Origin of the sequence: Parasutterella secunda (genome assembly GCF_024733725.1) — a bacterium.
In the GTDB taxonomy this organism is placed as follows: Bacteria; Pseudomonadota; Gammaproteobacteria; order Burkholderiales; family Burkholderiaceae_F; genus Aphodousia; species Aphodousia faecalis.
On record NZ_JANRHP010000004.1, the window covers coordinates 51,598 to 65,472 of the forward strand.

The 13,875-nt window shown below is 47.3% G+C and carries 15 protein-coding genes; 10 read left to right on the top strand and 5 right to left on the bottom strand.

What is annotated here, in order from left to right; all coding sequences use genetic code 11:
* Position 1 precedes the first annotated feature (1 nt).
* The 9 genes from fba (at position 2) to murI (ending at position 7,730) form a co-directional block, all read left to right on the top strand.
* Positions 2–1,066, top strand: coding sequence for a class II fructose-bisphosphate aldolase (gene fba, locus NW199_RS05230; protein ID WP_258333857.1), 1,065 nt, complete (start codon positions 2–4; stop codon positions 1,064–1,066).
* 55 nt (positions 1,067–1,121) lie between these two features.
* Positions 1,122–1,511, top strand: coding sequence for a diacylglycerol kinase (locus NW199_RS05235; RefSeq protein ID WP_258333858.1), 390 nt, complete (start codon positions 1,122–1,124; stop codon positions 1,509–1,511).
* A 138-nt stretch (positions 1,512–1,649) separates the two neighbouring features.
* A complete protein-coding gene (locus NW199_RS05240) occupies positions 1,650–2,537 on the top strand; it encodes a phosphoribosylaminoimidazolesuccinocarboxamide synthase (protein ID WP_258333859.1) in 888 nt (295 codons plus the stop codon).
* Between the two features lie 78 nt (positions 2,538–2,615).
* Positions 2,616–3,110, top strand: coding sequence for a 5-(carboxyamino)imidazole ribonucleotide mutase (purE, locus tag NW199_RS05245; RefSeq protein WP_249091373.1), 495 nt, complete (start codon positions 2,616–2,618; stop codon positions 3,108–3,110).
* Positions 3,111–3,127: 17 nt separating this feature from the next.
* Positions 3,128–4,294, top strand: a complete 1,167-nt coding sequence (locus NW199_RS05250) for a 5-(carboxyamino)imidazole ribonucleotide synthase (RefSeq protein ID WP_249091374.1) — start codon at positions 3,128–3,130, stop codon at positions 4,292–4,294.
* Position 4,295: 1 nt separating this feature from the next.
* Positions 4,296–5,276: an L-threonylcarbamoyladenylate synthase gene (locus NW199_RS05255; protein WP_022473595.1), complete on the top strand. Its 981-nt coding sequence runs from the start codon at positions 4,296–4,298 to the stop codon at positions 5,274–5,276.
* Between the two features lie 11 nt (positions 5,277–5,287).
* Positions 5,288–6,040, top strand: coding sequence for a pseudouridine synthase (locus NW199_RS05260; RefSeq protein WP_249091376.1), 753 nt, complete (start codon positions 5,288–5,290; stop codon positions 6,038–6,040).
* Positions 6,041–6,045: 5 nt separating this feature from the next.
* A complete protein-coding gene (locus NW199_RS05265) occupies positions 6,046–6,933 on the top strand; it encodes a DMT family transporter (protein WP_258333860.1) in 888 nt (295 codons plus the stop codon).
* Positions 6,930–7,730 carry a glutamate racemase gene (gene murI / locus NW199_RS05270; protein ID WP_258333861.1) on the top strand — a complete coding sequence of 267 codons (801 nt, stop codon included), beginning with the start codon at positions 6,930–6,932 and terminating at the stop codon, positions 7,728–7,730. The genes NW199_RS05265 and murI overlap by 4 nt, the downstream gene beginning before the upstream one ends.
* Here the strand turns inward: murI and NW199_RS05275 are convergent.
* The 4 genes from NW199_RS05275 to NW199_RS05290 form a co-directional block, all read right to left on the bottom strand.
* A complete protein-coding gene (locus tag NW199_RS05275; protein WP_249091379.1) occupies positions 7,727–8,143 on the bottom strand; it encodes an acyl-CoA thioesterase in 417 nt (138 codons plus the stop codon). The genes murI and NW199_RS05275 overlap by 4 nt on opposite strands.
* A gap of 1 nt (position 8,144) precedes the next feature.
* Entirely contained in the window at positions 8,145–8,747 is a 603-nt protein-coding gene (locus NW199_RS05280) for a cyclase family protein (RefSeq protein ID WP_258333862.1), read from the bottom strand.
* On the bottom strand, positions 8,744–9,820 hold the full coding sequence (locus NW199_RS05285; RefSeq protein WP_258333863.1) for a DUF72 domain-containing protein: 1,077 nt from the start codon (positions 9,818–9,820) through the stop codon (positions 8,744–8,746). Before NW199_RS05285 ends, NW199_RS05280 begins: the two co-directional genes overlap by 4 nt.
* Positions 9,821–10,086: 266 nt before the next feature.
* On the bottom strand, positions 10,087–10,680 hold the full coding sequence (locus NW199_RS05290; protein WP_258333864.1) for a hypothetical protein: 594 nt from the start codon (positions 10,678–10,680) through the stop codon (positions 10,087–10,089).
* A gap of 272 nt (positions 10,681–10,952) precedes the next feature.
* Between NW199_RS05290 and purB the strand changes: the two genes are divergently transcribed.
* Entirely contained in the window at positions 10,953–12,317 is a 1,365-nt protein-coding gene (purB, locus tag NW199_RS05295) for an adenylosuccinate lyase (RefSeq protein ID WP_249091386.1), read from the top strand.
* Between the two features lie 62 nt (positions 12,318–12,379).
* On the opposite strand, the gene NW199_RS05300 is transcribed toward purB, so the two are convergent.
* A complete protein-coding gene (locus NW199_RS05300) occupies positions 12,380–13,747 on the bottom strand; it encodes an alanine/glycine:cation symporter family protein (protein ID WP_022473604.1) in 1,368 nt (455 codons plus the stop codon).
* Positions 13,748–13,875 lie beyond the last annotated feature (128 nt).

The window sequence follows — 13,875 nt, forward strand, 5'->3', positions numbered from 1 at the left end:
CATGGCTATCGTCTCTTTACGTCAATTACTGGATCATGCCGCAGAAAATGGTTATGGCGTTCCGGCATTCAACGTGAATAATATGGAACAGGTTCAGGCCATTATGTCTGCAGCCAGCGAAGTAGGAGCCCCGGTTATCATGCAAGCTTCTGCTGGTGCACGCCGCTATACCGGTGAGCTTTTCTTGAAAAACTTGATTCAGGCTGCTGTTGAAACCTACCCTGATGTCCCTGTCTGTATGCACCAAGATCACGGTCAAAACCCGGCCGTTTGCCAAGGCGCCATCCGTATGGGGTTCTCTTCAGTCATGATGGACGGTTCTCTTCAAGCTGACGGTAAGACTATTGCCAGCTATGACTACAATGTCAACGTTACTCGCCAAGTTGTGGATATGGCCCACTGCATCGGTGTCAGCGTTGAAGGTGAATTGGGATGCCTTGGTTCCCTTGAAACCATGAAGGGAGACAAAGAAGACGGTCACGGAACCGATGCTAAGATGACCCGTGAGCAGCTTTTAACCGATCCGGACCAAGCTGCCGACTTTGTTGAAAAGACTCAGCTTGACGCACTGGCAATTGCCATCGGTACCAGCCATGGTGCCTACAAATTCAGTCGCAAACCGACCGGTGATATTCTGTCTATTGAACGCGTCAAAGAAATCCACCGTCGTTTACCGAACACCCATTTGGTTATGCACGGTTCTTCTTCCGTCCCACAAGAATATTTAGCTGAAATCCGAGAATTTGGCGGACAAATGCGAGAAACGTATGGCGTGCCGGTTGAAGAAATTCAAGAAGCCATCAAGCACGGTGTCCGCAAGGTTAACATCGACACCGACATTCGTTTGGCCATGACGGCGGCTGTTCGTCGCTTCTTGGTTGAAAATCCGACGAAGTTCGATCCGCGTGAATATTTAAAGGCAGCCCGTAAGGCAGCTTATGAATTGTGCAAACAACGTTATTTGGACTTCGGCTGCGAAGGTCAAGGTGCCAAAATCAAACCGATTGATCTCTTTACGATGGCCAAGCGTTATTCCAACGGCGAATTAAAGCAAAACGTCATCTAATCAAACGGTTCCTTATCACAGAGGGGAGCAAGCTCCCCTCTTAGCTTTCTAAAAAATGCCTGATGCAAAAGACCTCAAAGGTAAAACCGGACTAAAAAGACTAGCTAACGCGTTTCTTTATTCCAAAGATGGATTCGCTGCAGCATATCGTTCTGAAGAAGCTTTCCGCCAAGAATTCTGGTTATTAGTGGTGGGCTCAGTCATTGCTATTTTGTTGCCCGTCAGCCTTATGCAAACCGTTTCGCTGATTGCGGCCTTACTGTTTCTACTCATCGTTGAAATTCTTAATTCTGCTATCGAAGCTGCAATCGACCGTATTGGCGTCGAGATTCACCCTCTGTCCAAACGTGCTAAAGACATGGGAAGTTGTGCCGTTCTTATGGCTTGTGCCATGGCTGCCTTAGTATGGATAAGCATTTTGGCTGATTGTATTTTTAACCGATAGCCCATCTGTCAACAATTGTTTTTCAGCAAGACAATTGGAGATAGAAAATTCTCGCACTGCGTACAAAAACCGCTAGAATGTATCCGTTAAAACGTTGGCAATGGGCCAACCCAATTTTCACAACGGAATCAAACGATCATGCCCATTCTTGATACTTCTTTGCACTCCTTAAAGCGCATCTATCGCGGCAAAGTTCGCGACAGCTATGAGCTCGATGATGACAAGCTCTTGATTATTGCCACGGACCGTATCTCTGCGTTTGACGTCATTCTCGACGATCCCATTCCCTACAAAGGCATGGTGTTGCAGGCACTGACGGATTTTTGGTTTGAGAAACTCAAAGGCATCGTTCCGAATCATCTCACGGGTATTGATCCCACGACGGTCGTTGCCGAAGATGAAGTCGATCAAGTGAAGGGACGCTCAGTGGTCGCCATGAAACTGAAACCGATTCCGATTGAATGCGTGGTTCGCGGTTATATCGCCGGCGGCGGCTGGAAAGATTATCAGGCAACAGGCAAAGTCTGCGGAGTTGAATTACCCACCGGTCTCAAACAAGCCCAAAAACTGCCGCAACCGATTTTCACACCGGCTGCCAAAATGGAAGTCGGCACCCACGATGAAAATATTTCTTTTGAACAGGCCGTGCAATTAGTCGGTGAAGATGTCGCTCGACAAATCCGCGACTACTCTATCGAACTTTACACACGCGCTGCAGAATATGCACTGACAAAGGGCATTATCATCGCTGACACCAAATTTGAATTTGGTCTGGACAAAGACGGTGTTGTTCGCCTGATGGACGAAGTGTTGACGCCCGACTCATCACGCTTCTGGCCTGCTGATCAGTATAACGAAGGCATTTCTCCGCCTTCATTTGATAAACAATTTGTCCGTGATTGGCTCGAAACTCAGCCTTGGAACAAAACAGCCCCTGCCCCTCGCGCTCCGCAAGAAATTCTGGAAAAAACGTCCCAGAAGTACCGTGAAGCGTTGCGCCGCTTGGCTGGCCGTGATGTGGCTTAATGTGATATCGAGTTAAACCCTATGGCGCGGAATGGCTTTATTGCTCCGCGCCCTTCTTGTTTTTAAGGTTAAAAAATTATGCAAAATTCTCCTCTTGTCGGTGTTGTCATGGGGTCAAATTCTGACTGGGACATCATGAAAAATGCCTGCGACATTCTCAAAGAATTCGGCGTGCCTTTCGAAGCACAAGTGGTTTCCGCTCACCGTATGCCCGATGAAATGTTTCGCTATGCCGAGACCGCTCAAGAGCGCGGATTAAAAGTGATTATCGCCGGTGCCGGCGGTGCCGCTCATCTGCCCGGCATGCTGGCGGCTAAAACCGTTGTCCCGGTCTTGGGTGTTCCAATTCCTTCGCGTTATCTAAGAGGCGAGGATTCATTGCTTTCCATTGTTCAAATGCCCAAAGGTGTACCTGTGGCTACATTTGCCATCGGTGAAGCCGGTGCCGGCAATGCTGCCCTTTTTGCAATTGAAATGTTAGCCGCTGCCGGATGCGAGGAAATGAAAGATAAAATCTCGGCTTTCCGACGTGCACAAAATGAAAAAGCACGAAATATGGTTTTACCTCTCTAAAGAATGCGAATCGAGTTATGAACAAAAAATTGCCACTTAACCCCGGAGAGATGTTGGGGATGATGGGCGGCGGTCAATTGGGTCGTATGTTTGCCATTGAAGCCGCTTATATGGGTTATCACGTAACGGTGCTTGAACCGGGTGAAATGCCGCCGGCAGCAGAGGTATCTTTAAAACACATTGCGGAACCTTATTTAAGTGAAAGCGGTCTGGATCGCCTTGCCCGTGAAAGCAGCGCGGTGAGTACTGAATTTGAAAACGTTCCCGCTCAAGCTCTTAACCGCTTGGCAAAAGAAACCTTTGTTGCTCCGCCGGGCAATGCTGTTGCAGTGGCCCAAGATAGAAATGCTGAAAAACATTTCATCGAAACAAGTGCTCACGTCCCTGTTGCCCCTCATTGTCAAATCAGCTCTGAGCAAGACATTGAAGCCGCTGACGAATCGCTCTTTCCTGCCATCCTTAAAACCGCTCGATTAGGCTACGATGGGAAAGGACAGGTTCTCGTTGATGATCGAGAACAGTTGCGAGAAGCGTTCACTACGTTGAACAAAGTTGACTGTATTCTTGAAAAGCGTCTTAAGCTATTTAAAGAAGTTTCAGTCATTGTGGCCCGATCCTACAACGGTCAAACAGCGACGTTCCCCGTTTGCGAGAATCGTCATCGTAACGGTATCTTGGCTGTTACTGTTATGCCCGCGCGCATCAGCGAAACGATTTCCGATCAAGCCCGTCAATATGCCACACAAATTGTGGATGCTCTGAACTACGTCGGTGTACTTTGCGTGGAGTTTTTCGTTCTTGAGGATGGAACTTTAGTGGCCAATGAAATGGCCCCTCGTCCACACAATTCAGGTCACGCAACCATTGATGCCTGTTGGAGCAACCAATTCGAGCAACAACTTCGCTGCATGACCGGTCAACCATTAGCCGATACCACTCAGCATTCGGCCGCTGTCATGCTCAACCTGTTGGGTGACATTTGGTTTGATGGGGAAAATCACAGAGAACCGGACTGGTCCTCTGTACTGGCCATCCCCGGAGTCAAACTTCACCTTTATGGGAAAGCTCAAGCCAGAAAAGCCCGTAAAATGGGACACGTGACCTGTTTGGGTAAGACAATTCAAGAAGCCTTGCAACGTGCTCAAGACGTTGCCAAGGTACTTGGTTTACCGGAGCCGCAATAATATGCAAGCAGTTGATGAAAGAGCTATCCGAGCGGCAGTAGATGTCTTGGAGTGTTCCGGTTTGGTCGCCATGCCGACTGAAACCGTTTATGGCTTAGCCGCCAATGCTGAAGACGAAAAAGCTGTCAAAAAAATTTTTGAAGCTAAAAACAGACCGACAACGCATCCGTTGATCGTTCACATTACCGGTGAGGAAGCTTTGGATCATTGGGCTAAAGAGATTCCTCAAAGCGCATACGTATTGGCTAGGCGCTTTTGGCCCGGACCGCTGACCATGATTTTGAAAAAATCGGATGCCGTTGGCGATTGGATTACCGGAGGTCAGGATTCCGTTGGCCTGCGTTGTCCATCTCACCCTTGGGCTATGGCGCTGATTAAAGCGTTTGCAGGTAAGCATCATCGCGGTCTAGCTGCGCCGTCAGCCAACACTTTCGGAAGAATTTCTCCCACCACGGCGCAGCACGTTCGTGATGATTTGGGCGAAAAACCCAAAGGAAAGGTTGACTTTATTCTCGATGGCGGCGAGTGCGATGTCGGGGTTGAATCGACAATTATCAACTTAAGCGGTGAGCATCCTGAAATTTTGCGGCACGGTGCCATCACACGCAATATGCTTGAAGAAGCCCTGGGCTGCGCTGTTCCTGACGGCGGCCAAGACTCTCCTCGAGTCTCAGGCTCCCTAAAGAGCCACTATGCTCCTAAAACCAAAGTGATTCTTTCATCGGATATCGCCGGCGATTTAAAACGATATCAAGATAAGAAAGTCGCCATTATGGCTTCAAAAACGTTGTCGGAGCAAACGCCGACCCATGTCATTAAGTGGTTTGTCGCCCCAGAAAGCGCAACAGAATATATGCATGACCTTTACGTGAGACTGCATGAATTGGATCAAGCCGGTGCCGATCTGATATTGATCGAGACACCGCCCACTGGCGATGCATGGAACGCTGTACAGGACCGACTCGCCCGAGCCTCTGCATAGTTGGGAATCTTATGCCAGAAGAATTGGTGAGACTGTCAAAACGCATCAGCGAATTAGGCATCGCCTCGCGACGCGAGGCCGATGCCTGGATTGAAAAAGGTTGGGTTAAGGTTAACGGTGAAATAGCCGTCTTAGGCATGAAAGTTCGATCAAGCGATCGGATTCAAATTTCATCGAAAGCCAAAGCCCAGCAAGATAAGCTGGTGACCGTTGTTCTGAATAAACCGATTGGTTATGTAAGCGGGCAAGCCGAGGACGGTTATGAACCGGCCAAGGTGCTGGTTACGGCTCAAAACCGCTGGGAAAAAGATGACTCCCCTTTACGGTTTCATCCTTCACAATTGGCGCATTTAGTGCCGGCCGGCCGCCTTGACATTGATTCCGTTGGCCTTCTTGTCCTCACTCAAGACGGTCGTGTTGCCAAAAGCATCATCGGTGAGAACAGTGAGATTGAAAAAGAATACATTGTTCGTGTGACACGATTCGACGGCTGCGAGCCGAAACTGACCACTGAACAGCTTCAACTTTTAAATTACGGTTTATCTTTGGATGGGAAACCCTTGCAAAGAGCCAAAGTCACTTGGCTTAACGAAGATGAACTGCGCTTCATCCTTAAAGAAGGGAAAAAGCGACAGATCCGCAGAATGTGTGAAGCCGTCGGACTCAAAGTTCTTCGACTTAAACGTGTCCGAGTAGGCAATATTGTTCTAGGCCAATTACCTCTCGGTCAATGGCGCTACATCAAACCAACAGAACACTTTTAATTTTCATGAAAAATCGAGCTCTCCTGGCCCAATTTTTATTGGTATTTGTCACCCTTTTGTGGGGCTCGACTTTTTTGACGCTGCAAATTGCCCTTCAATGGGCTGATCCCATTGTTATTGTTGCTCTGCGCTTTATCCTCGCCTCTCTCATCGTTTTTTGTTTACTCAAGGGAAAGCTTTCAGCCATCACAAGATATGAGTGGAGAGGCGGATTTTTCATCGGATGCTGTATTTTCGGAGTCTATACCTTACAAACCATCGGATTAGATTCCATTCCGAGCAGTACATCTGCGTTTTTAACTGGGCTTTACGTCGCTTTTGTTCCCCTGTTGCAGTGGATTGTTTTTAAAAATGTCCCACAACCTATCACGATAGTGACTATTGTTTTAGCCTTTGCCGGCATGACCCTTTTTGCCAACCCATTTTCAGTCAGTTTTTCCGGCCAAATCGGTGAATGGGTAACGGTTTTAAGCGCTCTGATCTGTGCGGCTGAGATTCTCTCAATCAGCTACTTTGCCAAGGGATGCCGTCCGCTTCAACTCAGCTTTACACAGCTCATCACGGTTGCCGCCCTTGCCTCAGCAACACTGTTGTGGCACGAACCGATCCGACCTACCCAATGGTGTTCCGGCTTACTTATTTGCATAACGGCATTGGCAGCTATTGTCAGTTTTGTCCAATTCGGAATTGGTTGGGCTCTAAAATACGTCTCAGCACTTCGTGCAACCTTAATTTATGCCCTAGAACCCGTTTTCGCAGGCATTATCGGTTGGTTAGCCGGGGAATATTTCGGTGTCACTGAAATTACCGGAGCTATACTCATCGTTCTTGCCGTGTTAGTCAGTGCCTGGCGTCCCAATAAACGGAAAAAGACGGAGGGAACAACCTTATGACAGAAGAGTATGCAGTCGGTTTTTTTGATTCCGGCTGGGGAGGTCTATCCATTTTAAAGACAGCCCGACAGACATTGCCGCATGAAAATTTTATCTATGTAGCCGACTGTGGCTTCGCTCCCTATGGTGATCGCTCCCACGACTTCATCGTAGAGCGGGCCCAAAAAATTGCTGATTTTTTATTTAACCAAAAGCATGTCAAGGCGTTGGTTATCGCCTGTAATACCGCCACGGCAGAAGCCATTGACACGCTCAGAAAAGAACGCCCTGAAGCTGTGATTATCGGAGTGGAACCAGCCATTAAGCCAGCAGTCCTATCTTCTCAGAACAAACGCATCGGGATGATTTCCACAACAAGAACGGCTCGGTCGGCTCGCTATAAAAATCTCGTAGAACGTTTTGGTCAAAACGCGAGCATATTTTCCTGCGGCTGTCCCGGTCTGATGGATTGTGTGGAAGCCGGAGAATTTGACTCCGAAAGTACCATGGGTCTCTTACAACGCTACCTCGAGCCAATGATTCATGAACATATCGACTCCTTGGTTTTAGGCTGTACTCATTACCCATTTTTATTGACAAGCATTCGAAAAATTGTTGGCCCCGACGTTCAAATTTATGAACCGAGCCTAGCCGTCTCACTGCATTTAAAAGAGTGCTTGAGAAAAATCGGCCGTCTAAATACTCAGGGAACGGGGCATGAACGCTTTTATGTCAGTAAGCTCAATGAGCAAAGAAAAAACGTGGCTTGCCGACTTTGGGGGCAACCCACGCCTTTTGAAGAATTAGGAATCAATTAAGGTTCGATTAGAAATTCCTGCATCTTCTCGCGAAGTGTAGAAGGAATTGGCGTGGACTTTCGATTTTCGGAATCGATACAAACCATCACTTCACGACACTTCACATGCAGAGCATCACCTTTATAAAACTCGATTTCTACAGTAAAAGAACTGTTGCCAATGTGGCTTACCCATAAACGGAGCTCACCAACATCACCAATATGAAACGGTTTAAAAAAGTCCGATTGCACCGAAACGACCGGAATCAGAACATTTTTTGTTGACATATCTTCCCAGGGCAATTGCATCCCTTCGCGAAACCAATCTTCCGTCAAGCCGTTAAACAATACAAAAAAGTTCGGATGAAAAACAATTCCTGCCGGATCACAATGGGCAAAGCGGATCATGCAGCTTTTCTTAAAAACTTTCCCCATTTCAACTCTCCTTTTTTTCGATCAACACAGCTCGAACGGGGCTGGCTTCCAATCCTTCAATTTTCAAAGGCAAAGCAATCAATTCATAATCTCCGGCTCGAACTGCCGACAGCTCCAGATTCTCCAAGATGATGGCTCCGCCGTCAATAGCTAAAACATGGGATGCGAATTTCTCATCGCCGGCGCAATCAATGCTGGGTGTATCAATGCCAATAAGCGTCACCCCTTGATCCAACAAATGGCAAATGGCCTCTGCGCTTAAATAAGCAAACGAATCCGTCCACTGCGTCGGCATTTTAAATCCTGTTTTTATCAAAACTCGTGAGCTGTGAACATTGGCCAGTTGATCAGCCGTAATTTCACCTGAAGTTTTAATTTCAATAACTTGGCACGGCCCAATCAGCCTTTCAGGAGCAATTGTTGAAACATCTCCGGCTCGATTCAAATGCTTGGGAGCATCCACATGAGCCCCCAGATGAGCACTCATCGTAAAGGTGCCGACACAAAGTTTTTCGGATTGAAGAAAATCAAGCGACAAAGGCGCATCGCCCGGATAAACGGGCGATGCTGTCGTCAATAATGGAGTGATATCGATGATCTTCACAAGGTTCTGGGATCTAATTGAGCGTCTTTTTCACTTGAAAGCTTATTGACCACATCTCGAGCAATTTCGATCATCGTCAACGGCGCGCAACCTTCAGCCTTGTTGTTGGTAATCACGAAACTCTTCTGATTGGACTTCTGTGCGATATCCAACAAATGAACAATTCCAGAACGCGTGGCAGGATCCGGATGCACAATCTTATTGAAGGGGGCGTACGTCATTTTTGCCACACCGTGACGCTGAATCGGATTCAAAGACCAACGAACAACAAGCGGTCCCTTCATTTTCCAATCTTCACCTTGAGCTTCCGGATCTTCGTAGTAACGCAGAGCCGCTGTTTGACGAATGACATCCGGCATTGAAGGATGCACACCCACAACCAGACGCACTCCGCTTGGACGCAAGGCGTTTAAAAGGCGTTTTGTATAAATAGACAGTGTACGGACTTCAACTGCATAAATGGGTTGTTCCCCCTCAACTTCTTTCGGTAGATCTGCGAAGAACTGAGCGATTCGATCAATGTAGCTGTAGCACTCTGCCTGGGTGGGCAACAAAGGTCTGGGAATGGGAGACAGTTGGAAAACCAAGGGGCCTGCATTTTCTCCCAATCCGTTAATGACAGGGTACACAAATTCGTGCATAGCTGCGTGCAAATCAAGGAAGTCTTGATTGAGAGAACGGAACCGTCCCTTAGGATCACGCTTGACGGCATCGGTTACGCTTTGAGGGGCTTTGATCAAGAAACGGAAATTCTCATCTACTTGATTGGCCATTGCTGCATAAGACATTTCATTGAGTGTTCCGAAAAACGACCAATCAATACCAACCGCTCTTAACACCGGATGCTTACAGTAGGCGGTTAAACCTCGTTTGGTTAAATCTTCCACTCCACTTGTTTCGCCCCAAACAATCCCTTTCCAACCCGGAAAATTCCAACTGGCGCAACCCAGATAAATAGAACGAGGCAACAAACGACCTAAACGCAAAACGTCTTGAGAAGGCGTAACCGGAGTAATCGGCGAAGAGGTAACTTCATCAAAACTGTAGGGATCTGTCGTAAATTGATCAAACATATCACTAGCCCAATCTGTATATCAACAAAAATAAAAAAACGAAATTCTCAATCAAATGAGTGCCTTACCCTGAGTATACGACCGATTGAATCAGGCTATACGGTCGCAAATGAGTAATTTTGCTCAGAAGGACAAAAAATACCAAAAAAAAGTGACTACTTCAAAGTCTGACGCTATCTGAATACAACAATTTGATTTCTTTGAAACTATTTTTTTGTCTTAACAAACAAAAAAATACCCGGGAAAATCCCGGGCGGGTTAAACGATCATGGACGTGGCGCCTTAGCAGGGCGAGGAGCCTTGGGTGGAGCGGGCGGCTCCAAGAGACTACCGGTGTTAACAATGTGGTCAAATTCGACCATCTTTTCCTCACCCATCACTTTTTGCAATTCTGCTCTGGCTTTCACATACGCATCGAAAGCTTTCGCATGTTCATTCATGAAGGCGCTTCGAGCTTCGAGCCGGGCCTGCCGGGTCATACCGGGTTCAATAGCGGCACGATGACTAAGACGAACCTGCGCTAAATCCCCGTAAGCTTTTTGCATCTGCTGCCAGGCTTTTTGCTGAGTCGCAGACACTCCCAACACAGCTCCCACTTCATTAATAAAATCGAGAGCTTCCTCACGATCCATACCAAAAGTATGAACACCCCGTTGCTCGAGTAAACGCGCCGGAACTCTGTGATGCGGACCTCTTCGAGGGACGTCTGCCCAATAACCACAATGGGGTCCGTCATAACGATGATGCCATCCCGGACCGGGTTGTTCATCCCAACACGGAGCGCCGTGCCAGGCAAAACTACTCAATGGGATTAAACCGGCTGATAAAACGGCAGCGATGATGAGTGGTTTTCTTGTCATATTGTTCTCCCCTATCTGAAAAAGATCCCCCGCCTAATCTTCGCTTTGCCGGGGGATGTAAGACTTTAGCTTTGCTTGCAATTGCAGTGTACGTGAGTCACTCGCAACAATCCTTTGGTAACTGTGTGATTTTGTTATGTACATTAATCATTTTGTAATCTTTAGGCGCAAAAAGCTGACTCTAAGAACAATTCTCGTCACAAAATAACCCCTGTCGCGCATTTGATACAATGATGCCGTTGTGTTTTTTACATTTTTTCAGGACGTTACAAATGGAACTCTCCGCTTTGACTGCTCTTTCCCCGCTCGATGGCCGCTATGCGCGCCAAACTGAATCGTTAAGGGATATTTTCTCTGAATCTGCTTTTATGCGAGCCCGTGTCCGCGTTGAAGTGGAATGGCTGATTGCGCTGTCTGAAGCCGGCCTGCCTGAACTCAATCACCTGTCTGACCACGGTAAGGCCTACCTGCGCGGACTTGTGGAAAATTTCACCGTTCAGTCCTGCCAAGAAATCAAGGATATTGAAAAAACCACCAACCACGATGTGAAAGCGGTTGAGTACTGGATTAAGGAACAAGTTTCCCACGATGAAGAATTGGCCCGAGCCAGTGAATTCGTGCACTTTGGCTGTACCAGTGAAGACATCAACAATACGTCGCACGCTTTGATGCTCACCGAGGGCCGCAAGGAATTGGTGACTTTCTTGCGTTCAATTCATCAAACGTTGGCTGAAAATGCCCACCGTTGGGCAGAAGTTCCCATGCTTTCTCGCACCCACGGCCAAACAGCCTCTCCGACGACTGTTGGCAAAGAATGGGCCAACGTGGCCATGCGCTTAAAACGCGCAATCGAATCCATTGAAGCGGTGACTATTCTTGCAAAAATGAACGGTGCTGTCGGTAACTACAACGCCCATACCATCGCTTATCCGGAAAAAGATTGGGAAGCGTTTGCCAAGAAGGTTGTTGAAGAACGCTTGGGGTTAACGTTTAATACGCATACCATCCAAATTGAACCCCATGACTACATGGCTCAACTTTTTGATGCCATCGTTCGTGCCAATACGATTTTGCTCGATTTGGATCGCGACATCTGGGGTTACATCTCCTTGGGCTTTTATAAGCAAAAACTCAAAGAAGGTGAAGTCGGTTCTTCAACGATGCCTCACAAGGTCAATCCCATTGACTTCGAAAACTCTGAAGGCAACCTTGGGATTGCCAATGCCCTTTTGACACACCTTGCACAAAAATTGCCGATTTCCCGTTGGCAGCGCGACTTAACGGATTCCACGGTTCTTCGCAATTTAGGGGTTGCATTCGGTTATTGCTTTGTGGGCTACAACGCCTTGACCCGCGGTTTGGGCAAACTGCAACTCAATGAACATCGTCTAGCAGAAGACTTGGACCATGCTTGGGAAGTGCTCGCTGAGGCCATTCAAACCGTGATGCGCCGCTACGGTGTACCGCACCCCTACGAACAATTAAAGGCTCTTACCCGAGGCAAGGGTATTACACCGGAAACTATCCATGAATTCGTTTCTCAATTGGATATTCCTGCAGAAGCCAAGGAACGCTTGATGCAGTTGACGCCTGCCACCTACATCGGTAAAGCGATCGAATTGGCTAAGAGAGCTTAAAGCACGCATTACTTAATGCTTTTAGGCCCAAACGTTTTCAATTTGATTCGTTTGGGCCTTTTTTATTTACTCGGCTGTTGCTGCAATTTTTGTTCGAAGTCTTCCAAACACCGAACAACAACTTTGTGCAAGCACAACAGAGCAATCAAGTTAGGGATGACCATCAAACCGTTGAAAAGGTCTGCCAATGCCCAAACCAGATCGACCTTTAAAACAGCTCCGAACCCGATAAATAAACAGACAATCAATCGATAGGGAAACAAGCCCTTAGGGCCAAATAGGAATCGAACATTTTGTGAGCCAAAAAAGTACCATCCGATAATGGTTGAGTAAGCAAAAAAGAATAAACAGATGGCGACAAACGCTCTGCCATAATCTCCCAAACCGACATCGTAGGCTCTCTGCGTTAGCTCAATACCGGTGCTTTGATAATCCAACACACCGGTCACCAAAATGACAATGCCCGTAAAAGTAACAATCAGAACCGTTGCAAAGACTCCGAAGATAGCCACTAGTCCTTGCTCTGCTGGATGCTCTACTTTGGCGATAGCGTGAGCGTGGGGTGTTGATCCCATACCGGCTTCGTTAGAAAAAAGACCACGGGCCACCCCAAACTGCATGGCTTTTGCCACCGTGAAACCCAGCGCTCCGCCACCAACGGCTTGAGGATTAAAAGCCGCAGTAAAAATTAATTCAAACGCAGGCAGTATTTGATCCCAATGACAAAGAATGACAAAAGAGCCACCGATCAAATACGTGGCTGCCATCAGAGGAACCAGTTTTTCCGTAACAGAGGCTAGACGACCGATTCCTCCGAAAAACACAGAACCGGCCAACACAGCCGTTGCCACTCCGGAAACCCAAAGTGGGATATCGAAAGCAGATTGCATTGCCAACGATATGGAGTTTGACTGAACCATATTGCCGATACAGCCCAAAGCAATAATGATGGCTACGGCAAAAAAGTAAGAAAGGAAGCGATACTTTTTCCCCATACCCAATGTGATGTAATAAGCCGGTCCACCGACAATATGGCCTGAAGCATCACGAGTACGGAATGTCAGTGCTAAAACAGCCTCTGCAAAAATAGTGGCCATCCCGAAAAAAGCAGCCAACCACAACCAAAAAAGTGCGCCAGGTCCACCGGAAACAATAGCAGTAGCGGTTCCGGCTACATTTCCGGTTCCAACCTGTGCAGCAACCGCGGTTGCCAACGCTTGAAAGGAACTCATGCCGGATTGATCCGCCTTTTTTCCAAAGAGTGAAGCACCACCGAACAGATAGCGCGCAGCCCAACCGAAGTAACGAACTTGAACAAAACGAAGGCGGATCGTGTAAAAAATGCCTGTCCCGCACAACAACGGAATTAGGAAAAACACGCCCCAGAGATAACGATTGATATCGTGAACACAGGTGTTTAGAAGCTCCATTTCGCTTTCCTCTATCTAAACATCAAAAGAGAAAGGAGCTCTTTATTTTATGAAGATAAGCAAAAGAAAGAGTCAATGATTTTCTTAAATCTACTCACTTTCCTCTAAATTCGTTCAATAACCCTGAG

Coding starts and splice junctions, on each gene's coding strand:
- fba (WP_258333857.1), top strand. CDS start 2: ATGGCTATCGTCTCTTTACGTCAATTACTGGATCATGCCGCAGAAAAT.
- NW199_RS05235 (WP_258333858.1), top strand. CDS start 1,122: ATGCCTGATGCAAAAGACCTCAAAGGTAAAACCGGACTAAAAAGACTA.
- NW199_RS05240 (WP_258333859.1), top strand. CDS start 1,650: ATGCCCATTCTTGATACTTCTTTGCACTCCTTAAAGCGCATCTATCGC.
- purE (WP_249091373.1), top strand. CDS start 2,616: ATGCAAAATTCTCCTCTTGTCGGTGTTGTCATGGGGTCAAATTCTGAC.
- NW199_RS05250 (WP_249091374.1), top strand. CDS start 3,128: ATGAACAAAAAATTGCCACTTAACCCCGGAGAGATGTTGGGGATGATG.
- NW199_RS05255 (WP_022473595.1), top strand. CDS start 4,296: ATGCAAGCAGTTGATGAAAGAGCTATCCGAGCGGCAGTAGATGTCTTG.
- NW199_RS05260 (WP_249091376.1), top strand. CDS start 5,288: ATGCCAGAAGAATTGGTGAGACTGTCAAAACGCATCAGCGAATTAGGC.
- NW199_RS05265 (WP_258333860.1), top strand. CDS start 6,046: ATGAAAAATCGAGCTCTCCTGGCCCAATTTTTATTGGTATTTGTCACC.
- murI (WP_258333861.1), top strand. CDS start 6,930: ATGACAGAAGAGTATGCAGTCGGTTTTTTTGATTCCGGCTGGGGAGGT.
- NW199_RS05275 (WP_249091379.1), bottom strand. CDS start 8,143: ATGGGGAAAGTTTTTAAGAAAAGCTGCATGATCCGCTTTGCCCATTGT.
- NW199_RS05285 (WP_258333863.1), bottom strand. CDS start 9,820: ATGTTTGATCAATTTACGACAGATCCCTACAGTTTTGATGAAGTTACC.
- NW199_RS05290 (WP_258333864.1), bottom strand. CDS start 10,680: ATGACAAGAAAACCACTCATCATCGCTGCCGTTTTATCAGCCGGTTTA.
- purB (WP_249091386.1), top strand. CDS start 10,953: ATGGAACTCTCCGCTTTGACTGCTCTTTCCCCGCTCGATGGCCGCTAT.
- NW199_RS05300 (WP_022473604.1), bottom strand. CDS start 13,747: ATGGAGCTTCTAAACACCTGTGTTCACGATATCAATCGTTATCTCTGG.